13 protein-coding genes are annotated in these 24,510 nt (G+C 63.5%); 6 read left to right on the top strand and 7 right to left on the bottom strand.

Annotation, left to right across the window (positions count from 1 at the left end; all coding sequences use genetic code 11):
- The first annotated feature begins 4 nt into the window (after positions 1-4).
- On the top strand, positions 5-1,276 hold the full coding sequence (locus FKV68_RS19950) for a glycerate kinase type-2 family protein (protein ID WP_180939486.1): 1,272 nt from the start codon (positions 5-7) through the stop codon (positions 1,274-1,276).
- 119 nt (positions 1,277-1,395) lie between these two features.
- Here FKV68_RS19950 and aptA read toward each other — a convergent pair whose 3' ends face one another.
- Positions 1,396-2,733 carry an omega-aminotransferase AptA gene (aptA, locus tag FKV68_RS19945; protein ID WP_180939485.1) on the bottom strand — a complete coding sequence of 446 codons (1,338 nt, stop codon included), beginning with the start codon at positions 2,731-2,733 and terminating at the stop codon, positions 1,396-1,398.
- A 145-nt stretch (positions 2,734-2,878) separates the two neighbouring features.
- Between aptA and FKV68_RS19940 the strand changes: the two genes are divergently transcribed.
- Positions 2,879-3,427: a cupin domain-containing protein gene (locus FKV68_RS19940; RefSeq protein ID WP_180939484.1), complete on the top strand. Its 549-nt coding sequence runs from the start codon at positions 2,879-2,881 to the stop codon at positions 3,425-3,427.
- A 165-nt stretch (positions 3,428-3,592) separates the two neighbouring features.
- Here the strand turns inward: FKV68_RS19940 and FKV68_RS19935 are convergent, their stop codons facing one another.
- The 4 genes from FKV68_RS19935 to hglS all read right to left on the bottom strand — a co-directional run bounded on the left by FKV68_RS19935 (position 3,593) and on the right by hglS (position 9,319).
- Positions 3,593-4,825, bottom strand: coding sequence for a pyridoxal phosphate-dependent aminotransferase (locus FKV68_RS19935; protein WP_180939483.1), 1,233 nt, complete (start codon positions 4,823-4,825; stop codon positions 3,593-3,595).
- Positions 4,826-4,866: 41 nt separating this feature from the next.
- Positions 4,867-6,399 (bottom strand): L-piperidine-6-carboxylate dehydrogenase, encoded by a 1,533-nt coding sequence (gene amaB / locus FKV68_RS19930; RefSeq protein ID WP_180939482.1) that lies wholly within the window; start codon positions 6,397-6,399, stop codon positions 4,867-4,869.
- 87 nt (positions 6,400-6,486) lie between these two features.
- On the bottom strand, positions 6,487-7,908 hold the full coding sequence (locus FKV68_RS19925) for an FAD-binding oxidoreductase (RefSeq protein WP_180939481.1): 1,422 nt from the start codon (positions 7,906-7,908) through the stop codon (positions 6,487-6,489).
- A 10-nt stretch (positions 7,909-7,918) separates the two neighbouring features.
- Positions 7,919-9,319 carry a 2-oxoadipate dioxygenase/decarboxylase HglS gene (hglS, locus tag FKV68_RS19920; RefSeq protein ID WP_180939480.1) on the bottom strand — a complete coding sequence of 467 codons (1,401 nt, stop codon included), beginning with the start codon at positions 9,317-9,319 and terminating at the stop codon, positions 7,919-7,921.
- A gap of 113 nt (positions 9,320-9,432) precedes the next feature.
- Between hglS and FKV68_RS19915 the strand changes: the two genes are divergently transcribed.
- The 3 genes from FKV68_RS19915 to FKV68_RS19905 all read left to right on the top strand — a co-directional run bounded on the left by FKV68_RS19915 (position 9,433) and on the right by FKV68_RS19905 (position 20,808).
- Entirely contained in the window at positions 9,433-10,326 is an 894-nt protein-coding gene (locus tag FKV68_RS19915; protein ID WP_180939479.1) for a LysR family transcriptional regulator, read from the top strand.
- 354 nt (positions 10,327-10,680) lie between these two features.
- A complete protein-coding gene (gene ndvB / locus FKV68_RS19910; RefSeq protein WP_180939478.1) occupies positions 10,681-19,290 on the top strand; it encodes a cyclic beta-(1,2)-glucan synthase in 8,610 nt (2,869 codons plus the stop codon).
- Positions 19,291-19,599: 309 nt separating this feature from the next.
- Positions 19,600-20,808 carry an OpgC family protein gene (locus tag FKV68_RS19905; protein WP_180939477.1) on the top strand — a complete coding sequence of 403 codons (1,209 nt, stop codon included), beginning with the start codon at positions 19,600-19,602 and terminating at the stop codon, positions 20,806-20,808.
- Between the two features lie 182 nt (positions 20,809-20,990).
- Here FKV68_RS19905 and FKV68_RS19900 read toward each other — a convergent pair whose 3' ends face one another.
- Together FKV68_RS19900 and FKV68_RS19895 are read right to left on the bottom strand one after the other, a co-directional pair.
- Positions 20,991-21,293, bottom strand: a complete 303-nt coding sequence (locus tag FKV68_RS19900) for a hypothetical protein (RefSeq protein WP_180939476.1) — start codon at positions 21,291-21,293, stop codon at positions 20,991-20,993.
- Between the two features lie 288 nt (positions 21,294-21,581).
- On the bottom strand, positions 21,582-23,339 hold the full coding sequence (locus FKV68_RS19895) for a glucan ABC transporter ATP-binding protein/ permease (RefSeq protein WP_180939475.1): 1,758 nt from the start codon (positions 23,337-23,339) through the stop codon (positions 21,582-21,584).
- Between the two features lie 389 nt (positions 23,340-23,728).
- Between FKV68_RS19895 and FKV68_RS19890 the strand changes: the two genes are divergently transcribed.
- A complete protein-coding gene (locus FKV68_RS19890) occupies positions 23,729-24,469 on the top strand; it encodes a helix-turn-helix transcriptional regulator (protein ID WP_180939474.1) in 741 nt (246 codons plus the stop codon).
- Positions 24,470-24,510: the final 41 nt, after the last annotated feature.

The following is a 24,510-nucleotide window of genomic DNA, read 5'->3' as shown; positions in this document are numbered from 1 at the left end:
TTCCATGACATCGATCGAGCCGCGCTTCTTCCTGACCTCCCTCTTCGAGGCTGCCGTGGTGGCGGCCGATCCTTACGCCGCCATCCGCGCCCATCTGCCTGAGAGGCCGAAGGGGCGCACGATCGTCATCGGCGCCGGCAAGGCGGCAAGCCAGATGGCGGCCGCCTTCGAGCGCCTCTGGGACGCGCCGCTCACGGGCGCCGTCGTCGCCCGCCATGGACCGGTCGAAAAATGCGAGCGCATCAAGGTGCTGCAATCGGCGCATCCGGTGCCGGACGAGGCCGGGCTTTCCGCGTCATCCGCGCTTCTCGAACTCGTCGGGGGACTGACGGCCGACGATCTCGTCGTGGCGCTGGTTTCCGGCGGCGGCTCGGCGCTCCTGCCGGCTCCACCAAGCGGGCTGACGCTCGAAGACGAGATCGCGGTCAACCGGGCGCTGCTCGCCTCCGGAGCGCCGATCTCGGCGATGAACGTCGTCAGAAAACACGTGTCGCGCATCAAGGGCGGCCGGCTTGCGCTTGCAGCGTCGCCCGCCCGCGTCGTCAGCCTCGTCGTCTCCGATGTGCCGGGCGACAATCCCGCCTTCGTCGCCTCCGGCCCGACGGTGCCGGATCGGTCGAGCCTCGAAGAGGCGCGCGAGATCGTCGCGCGTTACGCCATGGCCCTGCCCGAGCGGGTGATGGGGCATCTCGCGTCGGATGCCGCGCGTGCCCTCGGCCCCGACGACCCCGCCTTTGCCGACAACGAAGTGCATGTGATCGCCTCGGCGAGCGTCTCGCTGGAGGCGGCAGCGGCGCACGCGCGGGAGCTCGGCGTCGAAGCCGCAATCCTCTCGGACGCAATCGAGGGCGAAGCGCGTGACATCGGCCGCATGCATGCGGCGCTCGCGCGCGAAGTAGCATTGCGGAATCGACCCTTCGCAAAGCCTGTCGTTCTGCTCTCCGGCGGCGAGACGACGGTGACAATTTCCGGCAACAGCTACGGCAAGGGCGGGCGCAACAGCGAGTTCCTGTTGTCGCTGGCGCTCGACATCGATGGCGTTACCGACATCGATGCGCTTGCCGCCGACACGGACGGCATCGATGGTTCCGAGGACAATGCCGGCGCCTTTGCCGACGGGGCGAGTGTCGCTCGCATGCGGGCGGCGGGCGTCGATCCTCGCGCACACCTTGCCCGCCACGATGCCTGGTCGGCCTTTGCGGCGAGCGGGGACCTTTTCGTGCCCGGCCCGACCGGGACGAACGTCAACGATTTCCGGGCAATGCTGATACGCTGAGCCGCTTCAACAAAGGGGATGGGCGCCACAATTGGGGCGGCGCGTGAGGCCCCTCCCACCGTTGGGAGGGGATGGCGAGAAGTCTTCTCCGAATCGACGCCCGGTGAGTGTCGAGTTCGTTACTTCACCCGCTTCAGCGCGTCCGCGAGCATCGAGACGATCTCGCCAAAATGCTTCCTTTCGGCGATCAGCGGCGGCGAGAAGGCGATGATGTCGCCGGTGACGCGGATAAGCAGGCCCCTTTCGAAGCAATCGACGAAGACATCGTAGGCCCGGGCGCCAGGCGCGCCGTCGCGTGATTTGAGTTCGATGCCGGCGATAAGGCCGATGGTGCGGATGTCGATGACGTGCGGCAGGCCCTTCAGCGAATGCATCGCTTCGTGCCAGGCTTCCTGCAACTCGGCGGCCCGCGTCATCAGGCCCTCGTCGCGATAGATGTCGAGTGTTGCGATGCCGGCGGCGCAGGCGGCCGGATGGCCGGAATAGGTGTAGCCGTGGAAGAGCTCGATCTGGCCTTCCGGTGCGTGCATCAGCGCGTCGTGCACCTTGCGGTTCGCAAACACCGCGCCCATCGGAATGGCGCCATTGGTGAGGCCCTTGGCGGTGGTGACGAGATCGGGTGTCACGCCGAAATAGTCGGTTGCGAAGGCGGCGCCGAGGCGACCGAAGCCGGTAATCACTTCGTCGAAGATCAGGAGAATGCCGTGCTTGTCGCAGATCGCGCGCAGCCGCTCGAGATAGCCCTTCGGCGGGATCAGCACCCCGGTCGATCCGGCGACCGGTTCAACGATGCAGGCGGCGATCGTCTCGGCGCCATGCAGCGCCACCAGCCTTTCGAGATCGTCGGCGAGTTCGGCGCCATGTTCGGGCTGTCCCTTGACGAAGGCGTTCTTTGCCGGGTCATGGGTGTGGCGCAGATGGTCGGAGCCGGGAAGCTGCGGGAAGACGCGGCGGTTGTTGACGATACCGCCGACGGAGATGCCGCCGAAGCCGACGCCATGATAGCCGCGTTCGCGGCCGATGAGCCGTGTGCGCGTGCCCTGGCCGATCGAGCGCTGGTAGGCGAGCGCGATCTTCAGTGCCGTGTCGACCGATTCCGAGCCGGAGCCGGTGAAGAACACCCGGTCGAGCTTGGCGCCGGCCGGGCCGGGCGCAATTTCAGCGAGCCGTTCGGCGAAATCGAAGGCGATCGGGTGGCCCATCTGGAAGGAGGGGGCGAAATCCATCACCGAAAGCTGCCGCTCGACCGCGGCGGCGATCTGCCGGCGGCCATGGCCGGCATTGACGCACCAGAGGCCGGCGGTGCCGTCGAGGATCGTCCGGCCATCGACGCTGGTGTAGTGCATGCCCTCGGCGCTCGCGAGCAGGCGGGGTGCTGCCTTGAACTGGCGGTTGGCGGTGAAGGGCATCCAGTAGCTGTCGAGTACCGGGGCGTTGGGCTTGTTGTGGGCGTCCATGGCATCCTCCTGTCGGTTTGGCGATTGACGCCATGATTTCATTTGCCGAACAAGTCCTTTTCTTCATTCAGTTAAGCCATTGTATTTTATAGATGCAATTTAGTAGAGTTTCGATATCCCGAACAACGTCAACACGGAACCTGCGATGAGCGTCGATATCGGCAACCGGCTCCGCCATGTGCGGCTGATGCACAATCTGTCCCAGCGTGAACTTGCCAAGAGAGCGGGCGTCACGAACTCCACCATCTCGCTGATCGAATCGAATGCCTCGAACCCGTCGGTCGGCGCCCTGAAGCGCATTCTCGACGGCATTCCGATCGGGCTTGCGGAGTTCTTCTCCTTCGAACCGGAAAAGCCGCGCAAGGCTTTCTATGCGGCGGAGGAGCTGGTGGAGATCGGCAAAGGCCCGATCTCCTATCGCCAGATCGGCGACAATCTGTTCGGCCGCAGCCTGCAGATCCTGAAGGAGTGCTATCAGCCCGGCGCCGACACCGGCAAGGTGCCGCTGGTGCATGAGGGGGAGGAGGGCGGGATCGTGCTTTCCGGGCGGCTGGAGGTCACCGTCGATGACGAGCGGCGCATCCTCGGGCCCGGCGACGCCTATTATTTCGAAAGCCGCCGGCCACATCGCTTTCGCTGTGTCGGGCCTGTGCCGTGCGAAGTGATCAGCGCTTGTACACCGCCGACGTTTTGAGGAGGGTGGCGGAGGCGGAGATGCCCCTCATCCCGCTGCCGCGACCTTCTCCCCGCGGGCGGGGAGAAGGGGTATGCCGCGCCGCCGAAGTCCCCTCTCCCCGCCCGGCGGGTAGAGGGCCAGGGTGAGGGGCATTTGAGACGAGAAGCAGAGGCCAGGAGCCTCTCAAGACAGCCGCGCGCAGGCCGCGGCGATGCGGGTGAGTGCTTCCTTGAGCTCCGCTTCCGAGGTCGCATAGGAAATGCGGAAGAAGGGCGAAAGGCCGAAGGCGGAGCCCGGAACGACGGCGACATGGGCGTCGTCGAGCAGATAGGCACAGAAGTCCGTATCGGTTTCGATCGTCTTGCCCGATGGCGTCACCTTACCGAGCATGCCGGCGCAGCCGGAGAAGGTGTAGAAAGCGCCTTCCGGAACGCGGCAATCGAGACCTTTGATGGCGTTCAGCCCGCCGACGACGAGATCGCGGCGGCGTTGAAAGCTCGCGGTGCGTTCTTTGAGGAACTCCTGCGGACCGGTCAGCGCTGCGACGGAGGCCGCCTGGCTGACCGATGAGGGGCAGGAGGTCGCCTGGCTCTGCACGACGGCCATCGCCTTGATAAGGTCGCGCGGCCCGCCGGCATAGCCGATCCGCCAGCCGGTCATGGCATAGGCCTTCGACACGCCGTTGACGGTCAGCGTGCGCTCCTTGAGGTGGGGCTCGAGCTGGGCGGGGGTGACGAAGCGGAAGCCGTCATAGACGATGTGCTCGTACATGTCGTCGACCAGCAGCCAGACATGCGGATGCTTGAGAAGCACCTCGAGCAGCGGCCGGTAATCGGCGGCGCTGTAGGCGGCCCCGGACGGATTCGAGGGCGAGTTCAAGAGCACCCAACGCGTCTTCGGCGTGATCGCCGCTTCGAGCTTGTCCGCGGTCAGGCGAAAGCCGGACGATGCATCGCAGGCGATCAGCACCGGCTTGCCTTCGCAGATCTGGACAATGTCGGAATAGGAGGTCCAGTAGGGCGTCGGGATGATCACCTCGTCGCCGGGATTGACCGACGCCATCATGGCGTTGAAGAGGATCTGCTTGGCGCCGGTCGCAACCGTTATCTCGTCCGTCTCGTAGGCGAGGCCGTTCTCGCGCTGGAACTTTTCGCGGATCGCCTTCTTCAATTCCGGCGTGCCGTCGAGTGCCGTATATTTCGTCTCGCCGCGCTGGATCGCGTCCCAAGCCGCCTGCTTGACGTGGTCCGGCGTGTCGAAGTCCGGCTCGCCGGCACCGAGGATGATTACCGGCTTGCCTTCGCGCTTCATGGCGTTGGCGCGGGCGCCGATCTTCAGGATTTCGGAAACGCCGATCGAGGCGATCCGCGAGGCGGGCAGAAAGCCCGCCTCCTTCACCGTTGCATTGATGGTCATGGCCGATCCCTGTTCGATGCCCAATTATTCGATGTCGCCAATCATTCGATATCGAACGAGACGCCCTGCGCCAGCGGCAGGGCCTTCGAATAGTTCACCGTGTTGGTGGCACGGCGCATATAGGCCTTCCAGGCGTCGGAGCCCGATTCACGGCCGCCGCCGGTTTCCTTCTCGCCGCCGAACGCACCGCCGATTTCCGCACCAGAAGTGCCGATGTTGACGTTGGCGATGCCGCAGTCCGAACCGTCGGCTGCGAGGAAGCGTTCGGATTCCTGCATGTCGCGGGTGAAGATCGACGACGAAAGGCCTGCTGCAACTGCGTTGTGATCAACGAGCGCGGCGTCGAAATCGCTGTACTTCATGACATAGAGGATCGGCGCGAAGGTCTCTTCGAGAACCGGGCCGGCCTGCTTCGGCATTTCGACGAGTGCCGGCTTCACGTAGTAGCCGTTCTCATGGCCGAGTTCGACGCGTTCGCCGCCGGTGACGGCGCCGCCATGCGACTTGGCTTCAGTGATCGCCTTCTGCATGTTGTCGAAAGCGGCCTTGTCGACGAGCGGGCCGACCAGCGCGGTCGATTCCAGTGGATTGCCGACGGAGACCGAGGTGTAAGCCTTCTTCAGGCGCGGAACGAGCTGGTCATAGACGCTTTCATGGACGAAGAGGCGGCGCAGCGTCGTGCAACGCTGCCCGGCGGTGCCCATGGCGCCGAAGGCGATGGCGCGGAGCGCCATGTCGAGATCGGCCGACGGGCAGACGATGCCGGCATTGTTGCCGCCGAGTTCGAGGATGGCGCGGGCAAAGCGCTTCGCAAGACGCGGGCCGACTTCGCGGCCCATGCGGGTCGAGCCGGTCGCCGAAACGAGCGGCACCTTCGGATGATCGACGAGCACTTCGCCGATTGCGCGGTCGCCGATCAGCACCTGCGACAGGCCTTCGGGCGCGTCGCCGAAGCGGGCGAGGGCGCGTTCAAGGATTGCCTGCGATGCAAGCGCGGTGAGCGGCGTCTTTTCCGACGGCTTCCAGACGACGGCGTTGCCGCAGACGAGCGCCAGCGCTGCGTTCCAGGACCAGACGGCGACCGGGAAGTTGAAGGCGGAGATGATGCCGACGACGCCGAGCGGATGCCAGGTTTCCATCATGCGGTGGCCCGGGCGCTCGGTAGCGATCGTGAGACCATAGAGCTGGCGGGAGAGACCGACGGCAAAATCGCAGATGTCGATCATCTCCTGCACTTCGCCGAGACCTTCCGACGGGATCTTGCCGGCTTCGAGCGAGACCAGACGGCCGAGATCGGCCTTGAAGGCGCGCAGCTCCTCGCCGAGCAGGCGGACGAGCTCGCCTCGCTTTGGCGCCGGCACGAGCCGCCAGGCACGGAAGGCTTCGTTGGCCCGCTCGACCCGGGCAGCGGCCTCGGCGGCAGAGACGGTCTTGAGGCTGGCGATCTGTTCGCCGGTGACGGGGCTGTAGGACGGCATTTCGCCGCCCACATAGAGTTCGCGGGCGACGCCCATCTTTTCGAGGAGGGCGGCGGCCTCCTTGGCGACGTCGACTTTCTTCGTTGCAATGTTCATCTGATCTGACTCCCGTTTTGTCTCATCTGTTGGTGCGCCGGATGCGGGCGGAAAACCGCTTCACACTTTTTTCCTCATCCCGCGGGCTTAACCAAAATGCATGCTGCCGAGCTTTCCCGGCGATGTAAGTGTTTTCAGGCGGCCGGCCATCTCTTTCAGTTTCTCCGGCGTGTAGAAATCGTAGAAGGCCTGGTTCCGCCGGCCGATCGCATGCTCGGCACTGAAGCTGCCGCCATATTGCTCGACGGCGGCCGCGAAGACCCATTCGCGCAGGCGCTGTTCGAAGCTCGCCTCGCTCAATAGCGGGCTATCCTTTGCCACGACAAGATTGAAGTGCACGCCGCCGTCGCCGATGTGGCCGAAATCGCAAACGGTGACGTCCGGGAATTTCTCCGGCATCTCGGCCTTCATATGGTCGCAGAAGGCCATGATATCACCTCGGCGGAAGGAAAGATCGAAGGCGATCAGCTTGCCGAGATGTTTTACGCCTTCGGGAAGCGCGTGGCGGAGCGTCCAGATCTCGTGCGGCGGACCGACGAAGGCGTCGGCGAGCGGCGCCTCTTCCGATTCCCAGATTTCGGCGAGCACGCCTTCGAGAACGGCGTCGAGCGACTGTTCACCCTCGCGCGGCGGCCAGGTGCGGGAGATCTCGGCGAGGATTACATAGTCCGGTACATTACCGCCCTGGAAGGGATTCTTCAGCGACGGCACATGAGCGAAGGTGGCTGCAATCGCGTTCCTCGACATGCCCTCGAAGGCCGAAAGATAGGCGCCCAGCCGCTCTTCCATGGCTTTCAGCAGCGGCAGCACATGGGCGCCGCTTGCAGGCACGAGGAAGGCTGTCGCCGTCTGTTTCGGCACCCGCTCTAGGTTCAGCACGCATTCGGTGACGATGCCGAAGGCGCCGGTGGTCCCGATGAAGATCTGCTTCCAGTCGACGCCGGTATTGTTCTTGCGCAGGTCGCAATCGAGGTCGAGAACGGTTCCGTCCTCGTCGGCGAGCACGACCTTCAGGCCGAGCGTGTTGCGACGCACGTCGCCGTATTTCAGGAAGCGCGAGCCGCCGGTATTGGTCGCGATCATGCCACCGATGCGCGGATCGGCGCCGAGATCGATCGGGAAGAACAGGTCGTGTTCTTCCAGCCGCCGGTTGAGATCGGAAAGCCGAAAGCCGGCATCGACGCGCACCGAGCGGTTGTCGCTGTCGAGTTCGAACTGCCTCGTTAGCCGATCGAGACTGAGAACGGTCTCGCTGCCGGTATTGTCCGGCGTCGATCCCGACACGACGCCAGTATTGCCGGACTGCGGGATCAGCGCGAGGCCGTTGCGGACGCAATAGGCAACCGCGGCCGAGACCTCCGCCGTTGTCGACGGGCGCAGCACGACGGCTGCACGGCCCTGGTCGTAGCGCGCGCCGGTCTCATAGGCCTGCATGTCTGCCGGACCCGTGACGACGCCCTTGTCGCCAAGGATCTTCGTCAATGCGTCGATATGGTGCTCGTCAATCATCGTCAGCGTATCATTCCGCTGCCATCGCCGCCGAGAGCGCCTGAAGGCAGCCTTCAATCGATGCCTGTTCGATACCGGCATAGTGATCGAACTCGTTGAGCACGGCGACGCCGAGGTCGGCCTCGAAGCGCTTCTGGTTCGGACTTGCCACGAATTCCTGCTGGGCGCCGTCGCCGAGGTTCGACTGGAAGATACCGGCGGCGCTGACCGGAAGGAAGTCCTCGTAGACGATCGGATCGAATTCAACGAGGCCGTCGGCGATCAACGTATCGAGGTCGCGGCGTCCGGCGAGCTTCGTCCGCCGGCCTTTTTCTGTCAGAGAATAGCTGAAATAGCCAAGCCCCGCCTCACGGATCTCAGCCCAGCTGTCGGGGAAGGCCCCGAAGGCCCGGGCAAGGGCTGCTTCGTACTGCTTCGCGTTGGAGCCATCGGCGGCGGGCCGGACGATCTTGCGCGATTCGTCGAGCAGCCGGTCGTAGAGGCTGCGCCCCTTCGGCGTCAGTGCGATGCCGCGCTGTTCGATCTCGCCGAAGCGGGCCGTGTGTGAACCGGTTTTCCAGCCGCCATCTGTGTCGCGGAAGCAGACGGCTTCTTCCAAGGCCTTGAACGACGTCTGGCGCAACAGGATCGCGCACTTACGCGTCGGCGGGCCCTCGACGACGGCCTTCGGAGCAATGCCGTATTCGGGCATCAGCGCCTGAACCTTGTCGATATCGAGCGTGCGCGGCGTCAGATGGTTGATGTGCGGTCCCTTGAAGGAAACGACGTCGGCGATCAGCCGGTGCGCGTCGTGCAGGCGCTTGTACATGTCGGCGCCGACGTTGGCCCGGTCGTGCCAGCGGAAGGTTTCGAGCACCTCGGCGACGAACCGTTCGGCATCGGCCGTGTCGAGGCCGCCGTCGCGCTCGGCCTTCTCGGTGAGCTCGATCGTGTCGGAGGTGAAGATCCTGCGCTCGCGCAGGATAGCTTCCGCCTCGGCACGCAGGGTCTCGTCGGCGATGAGGTCGAGCCTCAGCAGCGAGGTGAAAACGCGGAAGGGATTGCGCTTCAACGCCGCTTCGCCGACCGGCCGGAAGGCGGTCGAATGGACCGGCACGCCGGCGGTCGAAAGATCGTAATAGCCGACGGGATACATGCCCATGACGGCGAAGACGCGGCGCATCATCGACAGTTCGGCCGGCGTACCGAGCCGAATCGCGCCGTGGCGCTCCTCCGAGATACGGTCGAGCGAGCAGGTCGCCTCGAGGCGCCCCTTCAACGTCGCGTCCGCCGCCAGCGTATCGGCGTTGACCTTCGCCACCAGTTCCATGAGCGTGCCATAGGCCGGCACCTCTTCACGGTACATGACCGACATGGCGGCAGAGAAAGCCGAGCGGATATCGTCGGCGCAAACGAAACTATTCTCTTTCACTGGGGCTCGCCTCGCGCTAAGGGTGAAGGACAAGGTCATTCTTATTTCTGATCATATCCGAACGACGCAGCCTTGGATCGCGCTGCTTCTGACTATGTTGATGCGAGGCTGGAATGAAGTTAAGCCGACGACTGGTTCCTGACGTGACGACGCTGCAAGCCTTCGAATGCGCCGCGCGCCACGGCAGTTTCACCCAGGCCGCGGCTGAGCTCAACCTTACGCAAAGCGCGGTCAGCCGACAGATCAAGGATCTCGAAACCCAACTCGGCGTCCTGCTCTTCGAACGCGTGCGTCAGCGGGTCATCCTTTCCGACTCCGGGCAGAAGTTTCTGCCGGAGGTTCGGCGGCTGCTGCACCAGACCGAGGAGCTAATGGTGCGCGCCATGGCTTCGGCGCGCGCCGATTCAACCTTGTCCATCGCATCGCTGCCGACTTTCGGCAGCCGCTGGCTGGTGCCGCGCCTGCCCGATTTCCTGAAGCGTTATCCGGGCACCGTCATCAATATCGCCTCGCGCTCGGCACCGTTCGATTTCGACGAGCAGAATTTCGATCTGGCGATCCACTACGGCCAGCCTGTCTGGGCGCGTGCAACCTGCAGCTATCTTTGCAACGAAGTTATCGTTCCGGCCGCCAGTCCCTCACTCCTAGAGACCAATCCGGTCGAGGCGCTGGAGGGCATTGGCGGCGGTCCGCTCCTCCATCTCGCCACGCGTCCCAAGCTCTGGGCGCAATGGTTCGAGACAAACGGGATGGACGGACATGGCGCCTACCGGGGCAATCGATTCGACCAGTTCTCGATGGTGATCGAAGCGGCAACCGCAGGTCTCGGTTTTGCCCTTTTGCCTCGCTATCTGATCGAACAGGAACTTGCCGCAGGCACGCTGCGGATCGTTCTTGACCGACCGATGCAGACCGAAAACAGCTACTACCTCGCCGTTCCGGAGGGCAAGCGTGAAAACCCGATCAGCCTCGCCTTCAGGGAATGGATTGTCGAACAGGTCGGTTGAGTTCGGTCCGCTGCGTACCGCCTGAAGCGGACCTTTGCAGGCGGCTCCGTGTCTCGTGCCGCCATGCTGCAACAGACCAGGAAGGGGCTGACTTGACAGGAACGTTCATCGAACCGGCGGGAGTTTGTGCGGTGGTCCGCTTTCTCCCGTTCCGGACTCGCCCAATTCGTCCGAACCTGCGCTCGCAATCCTTGCAAGCTGCTGACACTGCGGCTAAAAAATGCCACTTTCATGCATCACGCGGCCGTGAAAACCAACGCGCCGTCGGCTTTGCGATCTCCGATGCCCAAATCCCAGGCGGCGCCCGTTTCCGGGGCCCTCCCGCTTTGAGGATGGTGGCGGATGGGGGGACACATGACCGTGTCTAGAAACGCGCCGACGCCGCTTGGACCATCAGGGCCGCAATCGACCTGGCCGAACAACGAAAGCCGGGCCGATCAACCCCGGTTGGAATCAGAAACCGCAGCCATGCTCCTTCAGAACAAGCCGTCCCATTCACCGCGCGACCCGGAAGCCAAGCAAATCGATTATAACGATTCGATTCGCTCGACCTATTTCTCGATCGACGACCTTCGGCAATGCGGTGAGAATCTCGCCCTGAAGGGCGCTTCGTCGCTCCCCGGCTTCTTTTCGTTCGACTTCCGCGCACGCCATCGCGAAAACGAGAAGGAAATCCTGCGCGTCTATCGCGCGACCGCGGCCGACGTGGAAGCAGGCGCCTCGATCACGCCTGCGGCCGAGTGGCTGCTCGACAACCACCACGTCGTCGAGGAGGCGATCCAGGAAGTCCGGCGCGATTTTCCGCGCAGGTTCTATCGGCAGTTGCCGACGCTTTCGGTGTCGGGTGTCGTCATCCCGCGCACGATGGCGCTGGCCTGGCTCTATGTCGCCCACACCCACAGCATGGTTTCGCGGGAAAACATCACCGCGATGGTCGAGGGTTTCCAGCAGCATGAAACCTTCAAGATCGGCGAGTTGTGGGCGTTGCCGTCGATCCTGCGTTTCGTGCTGATCGAGAACCTGCGCCGGATCGCCATCCGGGTCGAGCGCTCGCGCGGCATGCGGCAAAAGGCGAACGAGGTCGCCGACCAGATCGTCCGGCTGAACGATCCCGAAAGGTGCCGCACGCTGCTCGCGGAGTCGGAGGCGCTTTCCGCCGACAACACGTTCATCGCCCAGCTTCTCTATCGCATGCGCGATGGTTCCCAGACCTCGGGCGCGGTCATCGGCTGGATCGAGGAACGGCTCGAAAGGCGCGGCACCGACGTCGAGGAGGCGCTCGTCGCCGAACAGAACCGCCTGGGCTCCGGCAACGCGACGATGAGCAACATCATCCGCAGCCTGCGCGAGATCGACGACACGGATTGGGCCGTCTGGTTCGAGAGCGTAAGCAAGATCGACGCGACGCTTCGCGAGGGCTCCGACTATGCCTCGCTAGATTTCGGCTCGCGCAACAAGTACCGGGAAACGATCGAGAAACTGGCGCGCCGCTCCGGCCACAGCGAGCATGAAGTCACCCAGATCGCGATCGAGATGGTCGAGGAAGCAAGGGCGGCCGCGGCGGTCGAAGCGCCGCTGCAGGAACCGAACGTCGGCTCCTTCCTGGTCGGCACGCAGTACAAGGACCTGGAGAACAGGATCGGCTATTCACCGTCGCCGCTCCAGCACATCATCCGTTTCGGCCGCAAGCTCGGCTGGTTCGCGATCGCCGGACCGAATATTCTCCTGACCGTTCTCGCGATGGTCGCGGTCTATGCCTTCGTCAGCCCGATGGAAATCCCAAACGGCGCCAAGCTGATCATGCTGCTGCTTTTCGCACTGCCGGCTTCGGAAGGCGCGATGGGGCTTTTCAACACGCTGATCACGCTGGTCGTCAAACCGTCGCGGCTCGTCGGATACGAGTTCCTCGACGGTATCCCGCAGGATGCGCGCACGCTTGTCGTTGTCCCGTGCCTGATCGCCAAGCGCGACCACGTCGACGAACTGGTACGCAATCTGGAGGTCCATTATCTCGCCAACCCGCGCGGCGAGATCTACTTCGCCCTGCTCAGCGACTGGGCCGACAGCAAGTTCGAGGAAACGCCCACCGACATGGACGTCCTCGAATATGCGAAGCGCGAAATCGCCGAGCTCTCGACCCGATACGCTTATGACGGCAAGACGCGCTTCTTCCTGCTGCATCGCCGCCGGCTCTTCAACGAGGCCGAGGGCGTCTGGATGGGCTGGGAGCGCAAGCGCGGCAAGCTTCACGAGCTCAACCTTCTGCTCCGTGGCGATCGTGACACCTCGTTCCTGCAGGGCGCCAACATGGTTCCGGACGGCGTCCAATACGTGATGACGCTCGATTCCGACACACGCCTGATGCGCGACGCGGTGACGAAGCTCGTCGGCAAGCTCTACCATCCAATCAACCGCCCGGTCGTGAACAAGAAGCAGGAAGTGCTTACCGGCTACAGCCTGCTGCAGCCGCGTGTGACGCCATCGCTCACCACGGGCAGCGAGGCTTCCGCCTTCCAGCGGATCTTCTCGATCCACCGCGGCATCGATCCCTATGTCTTCACGGTCTCCGACGTCTATCAGGACATCGTCAGCGAAGGCACCTTCACGGGCAAGGGTCTCTACCATGTCGATGCCTTCGAGGCGGCGCTGAAGAGCCGGATCGAAGAGAATGCCGTGCTTAGCCACGATCTGCTCGAAGGGTCATATGCGCGCTGCGCGCTCGTCACCGACGTCGAGCTCGTCGAGGATTTCCCGACCCGCTACGAGGTGGAAATGTCGCGCCAGCATCGCTGGGCGCGTGGCGACTGGCAGCTCTTGCCCTATATCTTCAACCCTTCGAACGGGCTGTCGATGCTCGGCCGCTGGAAGATGTACGACAACCTGCGCCGGTCGCTCATCCCGGTCGCCTGGCTCGTCGCTTCGGTCATGGGCTGGTACTACATGGAGCCGACCGAGGCCCTGATCTGGCAGCTCGTGCTGATCTTCAGCCTGTTCGTCGCACCCACCCTGTCGCTGATCAACGGGATCATGCCGCGCCGCAACGATATCGTCGCACGGGCGCATCTGCATACGGTGCTCTCCGATATCCGCGCCGCCAATGCCCAGGTGGCGCTGCGCATCGTCTTCATCGCCCACAATGCCGCAATGATGGCGGATGCGATCGTTCGCTCGCTCTACCGAACCTTCGTCAGCCGCAAGCTGATGCTCGAGTGGCGCACCGCCGCGCAGGTTCAGAGCGCCGGCCACGGCTCGATCGGCGACTATTTCGGCGCGATGTGGACGGCGCCGGCTCTCTCGGTCATTTCATTGGCGCTCGCCGCCGTGTCAGATACCGGACTGCCATACATCGGCATCCCCTTCGCGCTCATTTGGGCGGCTTCGCCCCTGGTTGCCTGGTTTGTCAGCCAGTCGGCCGAGACCGAGGACCAGCTGGTCGTGTCGGATGAAGCGATCGACGAGATGCGCAAGATCGCCCGGCGTACCTGGCGCTATTTCGAAACCTTCGTGACCGCCGAGCAGAATTTCCTGCCGCCGGATAATTTCCAGGAAACGCCGCAACCGGTGCTCGCTGAGCGTACGTCGCCCACCAATATCGGCGTCTATCTCCTGTCGGTGATGTCCGCGCGCGATTTCGGCTGGATCGGTTTCGAGGACACGGTCACGCGGCTCGAGCAGACGATCGCGACGATCGACCGTATGCCGAAATATCGCGGCCATCTCTTCAACTGGTATCGGACGCGATCGCTCGAAACGATGGAGCCGCGCTACGTCTCGTCCGTCGACAGCGGCAACCTCGCCGGGCATCTGATCGCGGTTTCGTCCATGTGCCGGGAATGGGCCGAGGCACCCTCCGCCCATGTCCAGGGCAGTCTCGATGGCATCGGCGACGTCGCCGCCATTCTCTCGGAAGTGCTCAACGAACTGCCCGACGATCGCAAGACCGTGCGGCCGTTGCGCCATCTGATCGAAGAGCGCATCGCCGGCTTCCGGAACGCGCTTGCCGCCGTCAAGCGCGAGCGTGAATTCGCATCGATCCGCGTGATCAACCTGGCAGTGCTGGCGCGCGACATGCACAAGCTTGCCGCCAACCTCGATCACGAGGTACGCACTGCCCAGAGCGCCGAGTTGGAGAAATGGGCGGGTTCGCTCGTCTCCACCTGCGAGGCGCATATTGCCGACGGCGTCTTCGACCTCGGCGCGATCGAGGCATTGCGCCAGCGTCTCATGGTGCTCAAGGAGCGCGCGCGCGACATCGCCTTCTCGATGGATTTCGGCTTCTTGTTCCGTCCGGAGCGGCGGTTGCTGTCGATCGGCTACCGCGTCAACGCCAACGAACTCGACGAGGCCTGCTACGATCTGCTGGCCTCCGAAGCGCGGCTGACGAGCCTTTTTGCGATCGCCAAGGGCGACCTGCCGACGGAGCACTGGTACAAGCTCGGGCGCCCGATCGTGCCGGTCGGCGCGCGCGGCGCGCTTGTCTCCTGGTCCGGCTCGATGTTCGAATATCTGATGCCGCCGCTGGTCATGCAGGAGCGGCAGGGCGGCATTCTCAACCAGACGAGCAATCTGGTGGTGCAGGAGCAGATCAACCACGGCCGGCGCCTCGGGACCCCGTGGGGCATCTCGGAAGCCGCCTTCAACGCGCGCGATCACGAGCTGACCTATCAGTATACGAACTTCGGCGTGCCGACGCTCGGCCTGAAGCGCGGCCTTGGCCAGAATGCGGTGATTGCGCCCTATGCGTCGATCCTCGCCTGCATGTACGATCCCAAGTCTGCGCTCGCCAATCTGGCAAGGCTCAGGGAGGTCGGTGCTCTCGGCGCCTACGGCTTCCATGATGCCGTCGATTTCACGCCGACGCGTGTTCCCGAAGGCCAGAAATGCGCCGTCGTGCGCAACTACTATGCGCACCATCACGGCATGTCGGTCGCGGCGGTCGCGAACGTCGTGTTCAACGGGCGCCTGCGCGAGTGGTTCCACGCCGATCCGGTGATCGAAGCGGCCGAACTGCTGCTGCAGGAGAAGGCACCGCGCGACATTCCGGTGATGAACGCCAAGCGCGAGCCGGAATCGCTCGGCAAGGGCCAGGCCGATCTCCTCAGACCGGAAGTTCGCGTCATCGAGGATCCGCTGACGCAGGACCGCGAAACGGTGTTCCTCTCGAACGGGCACTATTCGATCATGCTGACCGCGACCGGGGCCGGTTATGCGCGCTGGAACGGCCAGTCGGTCACGCGGTGGAAGCCGGACCCGGTTGAAGACAGGACGGGCACGTTCATCTTCCTGCGCGACACCGTCAGCGGCGACTGGTGGTCGGCAACGGCCGAACCGCGGCGCGCGGCCGGTGAAAAGACCATGACCCGTTTCGGCGACGACAAGGCGGAATTCGTCAAGGTCGTCGGCGACCTCACAAGCGAGGTCGAATGCATCGTCGCGACCGAGCACGATGCGGAGGGCCGCCGGGTCATCCTGGTCAATACAGGCACGGAGGACCGCTTCATCGAAGTCACGTCCTATGCGGAGCCGGTGCTTGCGACGGACGATGCCGACAGCGCGCATCTCGCCTTCTCCAAGATGTTCCTGCGCACCGAGATCAGCCGCCAGGGCGACGTCATCCGCGTGTCACGCAACAAGCGCAGCCCGGGTGATGCCGACATGGAAGTTGCGCACCTCATCACGGACAATGCCGGCAGCGACCGCCACACCCAGGCGGAAACCGACCGCCGCCGCTTCATCGGCCAGGGGCGTACGCTTTCGGAGGCTGCTGCTTTCGACCCAGGTGTCACGCTTTCGGGAACCGACGGCTTCACGCTCGATCCGGTAATGTCGCTTCGCCGCGTCGTGCGCGTTCCGGCGGGCAAAAAGGTGAGCGTCATCTTCTGGACGATCGCCGCACCGAACCGCGAGACCGTCGACCGGGCGATCGATCGCTACCGGCACCCGGAAACCTTCAATCACGAACTGATCCATGCCTGGACGCGCAGCCAGGTGCAGATGCGTCATGTCGGGGTGACGTCGCAGGAGGCGGCGAGCTTCCAGATGCTCGGCCGTTACCTTGTGTATCCCGACATGCACCTGCGTGCCGATGCGGCGACGGTCAAGTCGGGGCTCGCCTCGCAGGCGACGCTGTGGCCGCTGGCGATCTCGGGAGATTTTCCGATCTTCTGCCTGAGGATCAACGACGACGGCGATCTCGGCATCGCGCGGGAGGCGCTGCGCGCGCAGGAATATCTGAGAGCCCGCGGCATTACCGCGGATCTTGTCGTCATCAACGAGCGGGCGTCCTCCTATGCCCAGGATCTGCAGCACACGCTCGATTCGATGTGCGAAAACCTGCGGCTGCGCGGCCTTTCCGACGGTCCGCGGCAGCACATTTTCGCTGTGCGTCGCGATTTGATGGAGGCTGAGACCTGGTCGACGCTGCTTTCGGCCGCGCGCGCCGTCTTCCACGCCCGCAACGGCACGATCTCCGACCAGATCGCGCGTGCCATGGCGCTTTACTCGAAGCCTGCCGCGAAAATCACCGAGAGCACTCAGATGCTGCTGCCGGTAATCCAAGAGGCGGGCGAGGCTACTGCAGCCGAAATCAGCGGCGACGGCCTGGAATTCTGGAACGGCTTTGGCGGCTTCGCAGACGACGGCCGTGAATATGTCGTTCGGCTGCGCGGTGGCGAAGCGACACCGCATCCGTGGATCAACGTCATTTCCAACGAGCACTTCGGCTTCCATGTTTCTGCCGAGGGCTCGGCGTTCTCCTGGAGCCGCAATTCGCGCGACTACCAGCTGACGCCGTGGACCAACGATGCGGTCGTCAACCAGCCGGGCGAGGCGATCTTCATTCGCGACATGGCGAGCGGCTCGGTGCTGACGCCCTATGCCGCGCTTTCGCGGCGCAAGTCGGTGGTGTTCGAAGCCCGTCACGGCCTCGGCTATTCGAGCTTTGCAAGCACTCAGGACGAACTCGAAATCGAGGCGGTCCACACAGTGCACAGGACCTTGCCGGCGAGACTCGTGCGCCTCTCGATCCGCAACCGCGGCGCCTCCGCGCGGCAATTGCGCATCTACGGCTATGCCGAATGGGTGCTTGGCAACAATCGCGGCCGGATGGCCCCGTTTGTCCTGCCCGAATGGCATGACGACGCCCAGGCGCTCGTCGCGACCAACCCGTACAGCCTCGACTATGCCGGCCGTTCGGCGTTCCTCGCAATCGACGCTGAGGTCGGCTCCTATACGGCGAGCCGGAGGGAATTCCTGGGCAAGGCCGGCGGAATCCTGGCGCCGCAAGCGGTCATCGCCGGTGCTGGCTTGACCGGTTTTTCGGAGACCGACGGCGATGCCTGCGCGGCCCTCTCGTCCGATCTCGTCATCGAGCCGGGTGCGGAGCAGCAGATCACCTTCTTCCTCGGCGACGCCGACAGCGGTGAACAGGTGCAGTCGATCCTCGCCGAATTGCGAGGGACGACCTTCGACACGACGCTCAAGGCGGCCAAGGCATTCTGGAACGAATTCACCGGTGTGGTGAAGGTCGAGACGCCGGACAGGGCTTTCAACCACATGGTCAACCATTGGCTGCCTTACCAGAGCCTGGGCTGCCGGATCATGGCACGCTCCGCCTTCTATCAGGCAAGCGGGGCCTACGGTTTCCGCGACCAGCTGCAGGATACGCTCGCCTTCCTCATGCATCGGCCGGAGCTTGCGCGGACGCAGATCCTCAACGCGGCTGCGCGGCAGTTCATCGAGGGTGACGTGCAGCACTGGTGGCTGCCCGGCACCGGTGCCGGCGTTCGCACGATGATTTCCGACGATGTCGTCTGGCTCGCCTATGCGGTCGCGCACTATTGCGCGGTTACAGGCACCACGGACATCCTCGGCGAGCAGGTGCCGTTCATTGTCGGACCCGCTCTCGAAGAGGGGCAGCACGACAACTTCTTCAAGCCCGAGAGTGCGGACGAAACGGCCGATATCTACGAGCATTGCGCCCGCGCGCTCGATCTCGCGATCAAGCGGACGGGGGCGAATGGTCTGCCGCTCATACTCGGCGGCGACTGGAACGACGGCATGAACCGCGTCGGCATTGCCGGTGAGGGCACGAGCGTCTGGCTCGGCTGGTTCCTCGCCGGTGCGCTGCGTGCCTTCCTGCCTCATGCCCGCGAACGGAAGGATGAGCCGCGCACCGCACTCTGGGAGACGCATATCGAGATGCTGAAATCAGCGCTCGACGGGGCGGGTTGGGATGGCGATTACTATCGCCGCGGCTACTACGACGACGGCACGCCGCTTGGATCCGTCGAAAACGTCGAGTGCCGGATCGATTCCATCGCCCAGTCGTGGAGTGCGCTCTCCGGCGAAGGCGAGGCGGAACGTTCCGGGCGTGCCATGGACGCGGTGATGGCGGAGCTTGTCGATCCCGAAAAACGGATCGTGCGGCTGTTCACGCCGCCGCTCGAAAAGACGCAGCAGGATCCCGGCTACATCAAGGCCTACCCGCCGGGCGTGCGCGAAAACGGCGGGCAATATACGCATGCGGCCACCTGGGTCGTGCTCGCCTTTGCCGCTCAGGGGCGGGCGGAAGAGGCGTGGCGGACCTTCCGGATGCTCAACCCCGTATCGCATGCGCTCAATCGCGACGATGCCGAGCACTACAGGGTCGAGCCTTACGTCGTCGCCGCCGATGTTTACGGCGAGGGCGAACTCGCGGGGCGTGGCGGCTGGACCTGGTATACGGGCTCGGCCGGTTGGCTCTACCGCGCGGGCGTCGAGGGCATACTCGGCATTCGCCTGAAGGGTAAAAAGCTGGTGATTCGGCCTGTGCTGCCAGCGGACTGGGCAGGCTATTCCGCCGAGGTCCGGGTGAATGGCGCAGCGCACCGGATTTCCGTGGGGCGCGATTCAAAAACCGGTGAACCGGTCGTCAGCGTAAATAATAGTGTCACAAAAAACGCGCATGAAGGGATTTTGCTGTAATCGCCGGAATTGAGCATGGGAGGAAGCCGGCTTTGTACCAGATGGGCAAGGCCGGCTTTTTGCCGCTCGGTTCCAGCCGCGATCCACTACAACGCCGCGCGTCTAATCGTACGCGGAAAGGACGCTGTAGCGCTTTGGATTGCTGCATGTTTCATTCTTGGATCGGCTCCGATCTGAGGCACATGCAGCAGTCGGGATCGCGCTTCATCGACGGTGCCGAAAGCGTCTCGGGGGTCGCCCAAGCGCGTTTTCGACATCCTGTTTCCAACAGGGGTGGGGCGGGGCGCCAAATCCCGGATACCAGACCGCATGCTGCAAACGACATTTGGCAAGGACGCGATCAAGGCTGCCGACCCGGATCACGACGATCCCGGCTCCAACCAGCCCAGGATCAGCGTTCCTCGTCCTGTGCCGGCCTTTACCGAGCGCGACACACGCCTCGACGTCTTCCGCGCGCTCTGCCTGCTGACGATTTTCATCAACCACGTCCCAGGCCAATATCTCGAATATCTGACCCACAAGAATATCGGCTTTTCGGACTCCGCCGAGGCCTTCGTGCTGATTTCCGGCCTGTCGGTCGGCGCCGCCTATGGCGCAAAATTTGTCAGGGGCGCAAGACTGGGCCTGACCTTGAAGATGTGGCGGCGCGCGCTGACGCTCTATGTTGCGCACATCATGACGAGCGTCGTCACGCTGGCGATTTTTGCGGGCGGCGCGCTTTATTTCGGTCGTCAGGACCTGATCGGCGAAATCAACATCCGGCCGTTCGTCGAGCAGACGGAGCAGGGCATCGTCGCAATGGTCCTGCTTGGCCATCAGCTCGGCTACAACAATATCCTTTCCCTCTACGCGGCGCTGTTCCTGATGCTGCCGGGCGTCCTGTGGCTGAGGGCGGTGGGGCGCTGGGTGCTCCTTGCTCTATCGGCCGCGCTATGGCTCGCCGCCGGCTGGTTCAAGCTGGTGCCGTCGAACTTCCTGGATGAGGGCTACTGGTTCCTCAATCCCTGGTCCTGGCAGTTCCTCTTCGTCATCGGCATTCTGTGCATGAGCCACGTACGGGCCGGGGGGCGTCTGCCACGACACTGGCTGCTGATCGGAGTTTCGGCCGCCTACCTGCTCGTCTCCGCCTTCTGGGTCCTGTTCTCCTGGTGGAACATCGACTTCTCTTTCGGACTGCCGGCGGTGCTCACCGGCTTCGACAAGACGTTCCTGTCGCTCACGCGGCTCCTGCATGTGCTGGCGCTCGCCTATCTGCTGGCGATCACCCCTGCCGTCAGCCGGTTGACCAGACTCGAGGGCAACCATCCGCTGGTGATGATCGGGCGCCATTCGCTGGCAGTCTTCATCTTCGGGACAATCCTTGCGATGGCGGGTCAGGTGCTTCTCTTCGTCACCGGCCGCGACCCGATCATCGGTTCGCTCTTCGTCGTCGCCGGTATCGCCCTGCACTTTGTCTATGCCTACTACCTCGACTGGCTGAAGGATGTGGCGGTCGCGAAGCCGCTCAGGGCTGCGTGAGCAAGAATCGCCCCTCACCCTAGCCCTCTCCCCGCTCGCAGGGAGAGGGGACGAAGGCGGCGCGGCTTGTCCCTTCGCCCCGCTTGCGGGGAGAAGGTGCCGGCAGGCGGATGAGGGGCGATTGGACGGGCTGGTGTTCCGTCCATCGTGCAGACCGGTCTGCGCGTTAAAGCGTGGCGGGTTTAATCGGACTCACCACCTTCATAGGTGACCAGATACCCATCTCCAAGTTGAGCTCGGAGAGCTATGCATAAATGCCGTCCCTCATCGAGGAACGCCTGTTCAAGTGGCTCAGAGTTGAAGCCAGACTTAATCGGATCATCAAGATTCAGCGTTTCGTCGAATTTCGCCGCCCACGAGTTCAGACGAAGAATCAAGTCCACCGGGACGGGAAGCGAGGCCGGATCAACATTCGCTGCAGCCCCACTGGCGTTCTCCCAAAGCGGAAAGCAGTGATAGTCGGGCATCAGTTTGAACGTCCTCATATCCCCTCCTGCAGCATCGCTTCGGCCGTCAGACCACGGTTATGATTTCAGGATAAAACCTACAGCGCCGGGCGCTTTAAGACGCGCGGGAGGCGCTGCAGGACCTCAAATCGCTGCATGATTTTATCCTCAAATCAATGCCGATTTGAAGAATCACGCAGTAGGCGAAGCTTCGGTCCTTTGTGACGGCATCTCATTTTATCTGGCCCGCGCCCCTGAACTTCCTTATTCCAAATAAAAAATGCCCCGGAAATACCCGGGGCAACTGTTCGCGGAAGCCGGTAAGTATCACGCCGCTGTGAGGCTCTTGCGGACATCCTCGTCCGTGAGGATCCCGCTGGCGCGCAGCAGCGCTGCGAAGCGGCCGTTGCTTTGGCTGAGTTCGGCGAAGCCGCCCATTTCGACGATCCGACCCTGGTCCATGAAGATCACCAGATCGGCCTCGCGCACCGTCGACAGGCGGTGGGCGATGATGAAGGTCGTGCGGTCCTTGCGCAGCGCATCGATCGCGTCCTTCACGCGTGCCTCGGTCTCCACGTCGAGCGCGCTCGTCGCCTCGTCCAGCACGAGGATCGGCGCGTTCTTGAGGATCGCGCGGGCAATCGCGACGCGCTGGCGTTCGCCGCCGGAGAGGCGGTTGCCGCGCTCGCCGACCAGCGTGTCGTAGCCGTTGAGGCGGCCTTCGATGAAGTCGCACGCGGCGGCGGCTTCGGCCGCGGCCATGACCTCGTCGAGCGAGGCGTCCTCACGGCCGAGGCGGATATTGTCGCCGATCGAGCGGTTCATGAGACCTGCATCCTGGAAGACGGTGGCGATCGACCGGCGTAGCGACTTGCGGGTGACGGTCGAGACATCAACGCCGTCGATCAGGATCTGGCCGTGCTTCGGATCATGCACCCGCTGCAGGAGGTTGACGAGCGTCGTCTTGCCGGCGCCGGTCGGGCCGACGATGGCCACCGTCTGTCCGGCCTTCGCGGTGAAGGAGACGTTGCGCACGCCCTGGCCGGAGTTGCCGAAGTCGAAGGAGACGTCGCGGAATTCGACCTCGCCGACGACGCCCGTCAGCTCCTTGGCACCGGCCGGCTCCTCGCGTTCGCGCACCGAGTCCTCGAGCTGGTAGAAGTCCTCGAGCTTGGCGCGGGCCTCGAAGATCTGGGTGGCGAAGGCCTTCATCTGGTCGAGACGGGCGATCAGCAGGTTGGCAAAGCCGATGAATGCCACCACTTCGCCGACTCCGAGCTCGCCGCGCTGCACGAGAATGGTGCCGATGACAAGGACCGCCATCATCGAGATGGTCGAGGCCATGCGGTTAAGCGCGCTTGCCAGTGCCCACCAATCGAGCACCGGGTACTGGGCCGACAGGAGACGATCGGTGAACTTCTTCAGCTCGCGCGTTTCGGCCTCGATGCGGTTGTAGCTGTGCACCACGGAAACGTTGCTGATCGCGTCGGAGACGTGGGAGAAGACTGTATGATAATGGTTCTCGACCGAGGCCTGGCCGTCCTTCGTCCGGTTCATCACGACCTTGCTGATGGCGACATAGGTCGCGCCGAGAACGACGAGGACGAGCGACAGGCGGAGGTCCATGGCGAAGGCGGTCGGCACCAGCAGGATGAGCGCCACGGCGGTCGACAGATGCTGCCGCATGCATTCGAGCCAGAGGCCGAAGAGGGTTTCGCAGGCGCGCAGCAGCGTGTGCAGCGCGTTGGAGGTGCCGCGCTGGCTGTGCCAGGAGAGCGGCATGGAGACGATCCGGCCGAAGGCTTCAGTCAGCAGCGTTGCGCGACGACCATGCGCGAGCCGATCGGCCCCACGGGAGACCAGCACGAAGGCGATCGTGTTGAAAAGGCCGAAGCCCGCCCACAGGAAGAGCATCGGCGCGACGTCCTTCTGCGACGAGATCGCATCGATGATGCGGCCAAAGAGGATCGGCTCGGCAATCGTGATGACGGCGAGAACGATATTGGCGATGACGATCGCCCCGACGCGGAATTTGTGAACGGCAAGATACTGAAGGGCTCTTGCATACACCTGGAACAAAGACACTGTCTCACCCCTTCTGGGCATCGGATGTTGCGCCGCAGCAATGTTTCGATGCGGCAGTGCATTGCGCCTCTGACAATCCCCCGGGGCGGCGGAGAATTCCGCCGTGCCGGCCGTCAAAGCCCTGTTGGGCGGCCTTGTGAAATCCCTGCCGAAAACGTGGAGGCTAAACTCTGCCGACCGCGGGAAGATCCGTTGCCAAGGGAGGATTGGCGGGATAATCCATAGTCCGCTATCTTTATGCCTCCACTCCGATATTTTGCAGGTTTCGTGCAAGACCGGGCGTGATAAGAAGAATTATCGCGGTTGCAACATGAATGGCTTCTGAACGGCGCGTTCATGTGAGGTTCTCAAGCGCTGCGCCCGTCGCATTCTCGACCTGAAGGTGTTCCATGAATATCACGTTGCTCGTACAGTTTCTGGCGCTCCTGGAGGAGATGAAGACGCGCGAGGAGATTCTGCCCGAGTTCGAACGGCTGCTCGATCGTTGCGGTTTCGACTTTTACGGCATCGTCCGCCAACCGAAACCCAACGAGAACCCGTTGAGGTTGCTGCTTGCCGGCCGTTGGCCGGACGGGTGGCCGCAAATCTACATCCGCAAGAAATACGTCGTCATCGATCCGACGATCCGTTTTCTCGGCCATGCCCAGCGTGGTTTCCGCTGGCGCGACACGCTCGCCGCCTTCCGCTCGGACCCGCACCGCAAGCGCATGGAAAGCATGATGGTCGAGGCGCGCAATCACGGCCTCTTCGACGGCTATATTTTCCCGGTGCACGGCCGGCGCGGGCTGATGGGCAATCTCACGGTCGGCGGTCGGGTGGTCGATCTCAGCCCCGTCGAATTGAGCCTTTTCGACGCCATCGCCAAACGCCTCTTCTGGAAGCTATTGGAACTCACCGATCCGGAGATCATGGCCGAGCTTATCTCGCGCGTCGAAGTCCAGATGACGCGGCGCGAAATGGAAGCGCTGAACTATCTTGCCGACGGCATGACGTCGAACGACATCGGCAAGGTCCTCGACATATCGAGCCACACGGTCGACTGGTACATGAACGGCATTCAGGAAAAGCTGAAGGCGAAGAACCGCCACCACGTCGTCGCCATCGCCTTCCGTCTGGGGCTGATTTCCTGAACGGATTCTGTTCGGCTCGATCGTTTCCAAAGGCTCAGAGC

Origin of the sequence: Sinorhizobium mexicanum, assembly GCF_013488225.1 — a bacterium.
Taxonomy (GTDB): domain Bacteria; phylum Pseudomonadota; class Alphaproteobacteria; order Rhizobiales; family Rhizobiaceae; genus Sinorhizobium; species Sinorhizobium mexicanum.
Note: the sequence above shows the minus strand (reverse complement) of the source record. Positions and strands in the feature narration are given on the sequence as shown.

What these genes read in the sequence shown, in the direction of transcription:
- FKV68_RS19940 (WP_180939484.1), top strand. Translation starts at nt 2,879, where the DNA reads ATGAGCGTCGATATCGGCAACCGGCTCCGCCATGTGCGGCTGATGCAC.
- FKV68_RS19900 (WP_180939476.1), bottom strand. Translation starts at nt 21,293, where the DNA reads ATGAGGACGTTCAAACTGATGCCCGACTATCACTGCTTTCCGCTTTGG.
- FKV68_RS19925 (WP_180939481.1), bottom strand. Translation starts at nt 7,908, where the DNA reads ATGATTGACGAGCACCATATCGACGCATTGACGAAGATCCTTGGCGAC.
- FKV68_RS19905 (WP_180939477.1), top strand. Translation starts at nt 19,600, where the DNA reads ATGCTGCAAACGACATTTGGCAAGGACGCGATCAAGGCTGCCGACCCG.
- amaB (WP_180939482.1), bottom strand. Translation starts at nt 6,399, where the DNA reads ATGAACATTGCAACGAAGAAAGTCGACGTCGCCAAGGAGGCCGCCGCC.
- FKV68_RS19915 (WP_180939479.1), top strand. Translation starts at nt 9,433, where the DNA reads ATGAAGTTAAGCCGACGACTGGTTCCTGACGTGACGACGCTGCAAGCC.
- aptA (WP_180939485.1), bottom strand. Translation starts at nt 2,733, where the DNA reads ATGGACGCCCACAACAAGCCCAACGCCCCGGTACTCGACAGCTACTGG.
- FKV68_RS19950 (WP_180939486.1), top strand. Translation starts at nt 5, where the DNA reads ATGACATCGATCGAGCCGCGCTTCTTCCTGACCTCCCTCTTCGAGGCT.
- FKV68_RS19935 (WP_180939483.1), bottom strand. Translation starts at nt 4,825, where the DNA reads ATGACCATCAATGCAACGGTGAAGGAGGCGGGCTTTCTGCCCGCCTCG.
- ndvB (WP_180939478.1), top strand. Translation starts at nt 10,681, where the DNA reads ATGACCGTGTCTAGAAACGCGCCGACGCCGCTTGGACCATCAGGGCCG.
- FKV68_RS19890 (WP_180939474.1), top strand. Translation starts at nt 23,729, where the DNA reads ATGAATATCACGTTGCTCGTACAGTTTCTGGCGCTCCTGGAGGAGATG.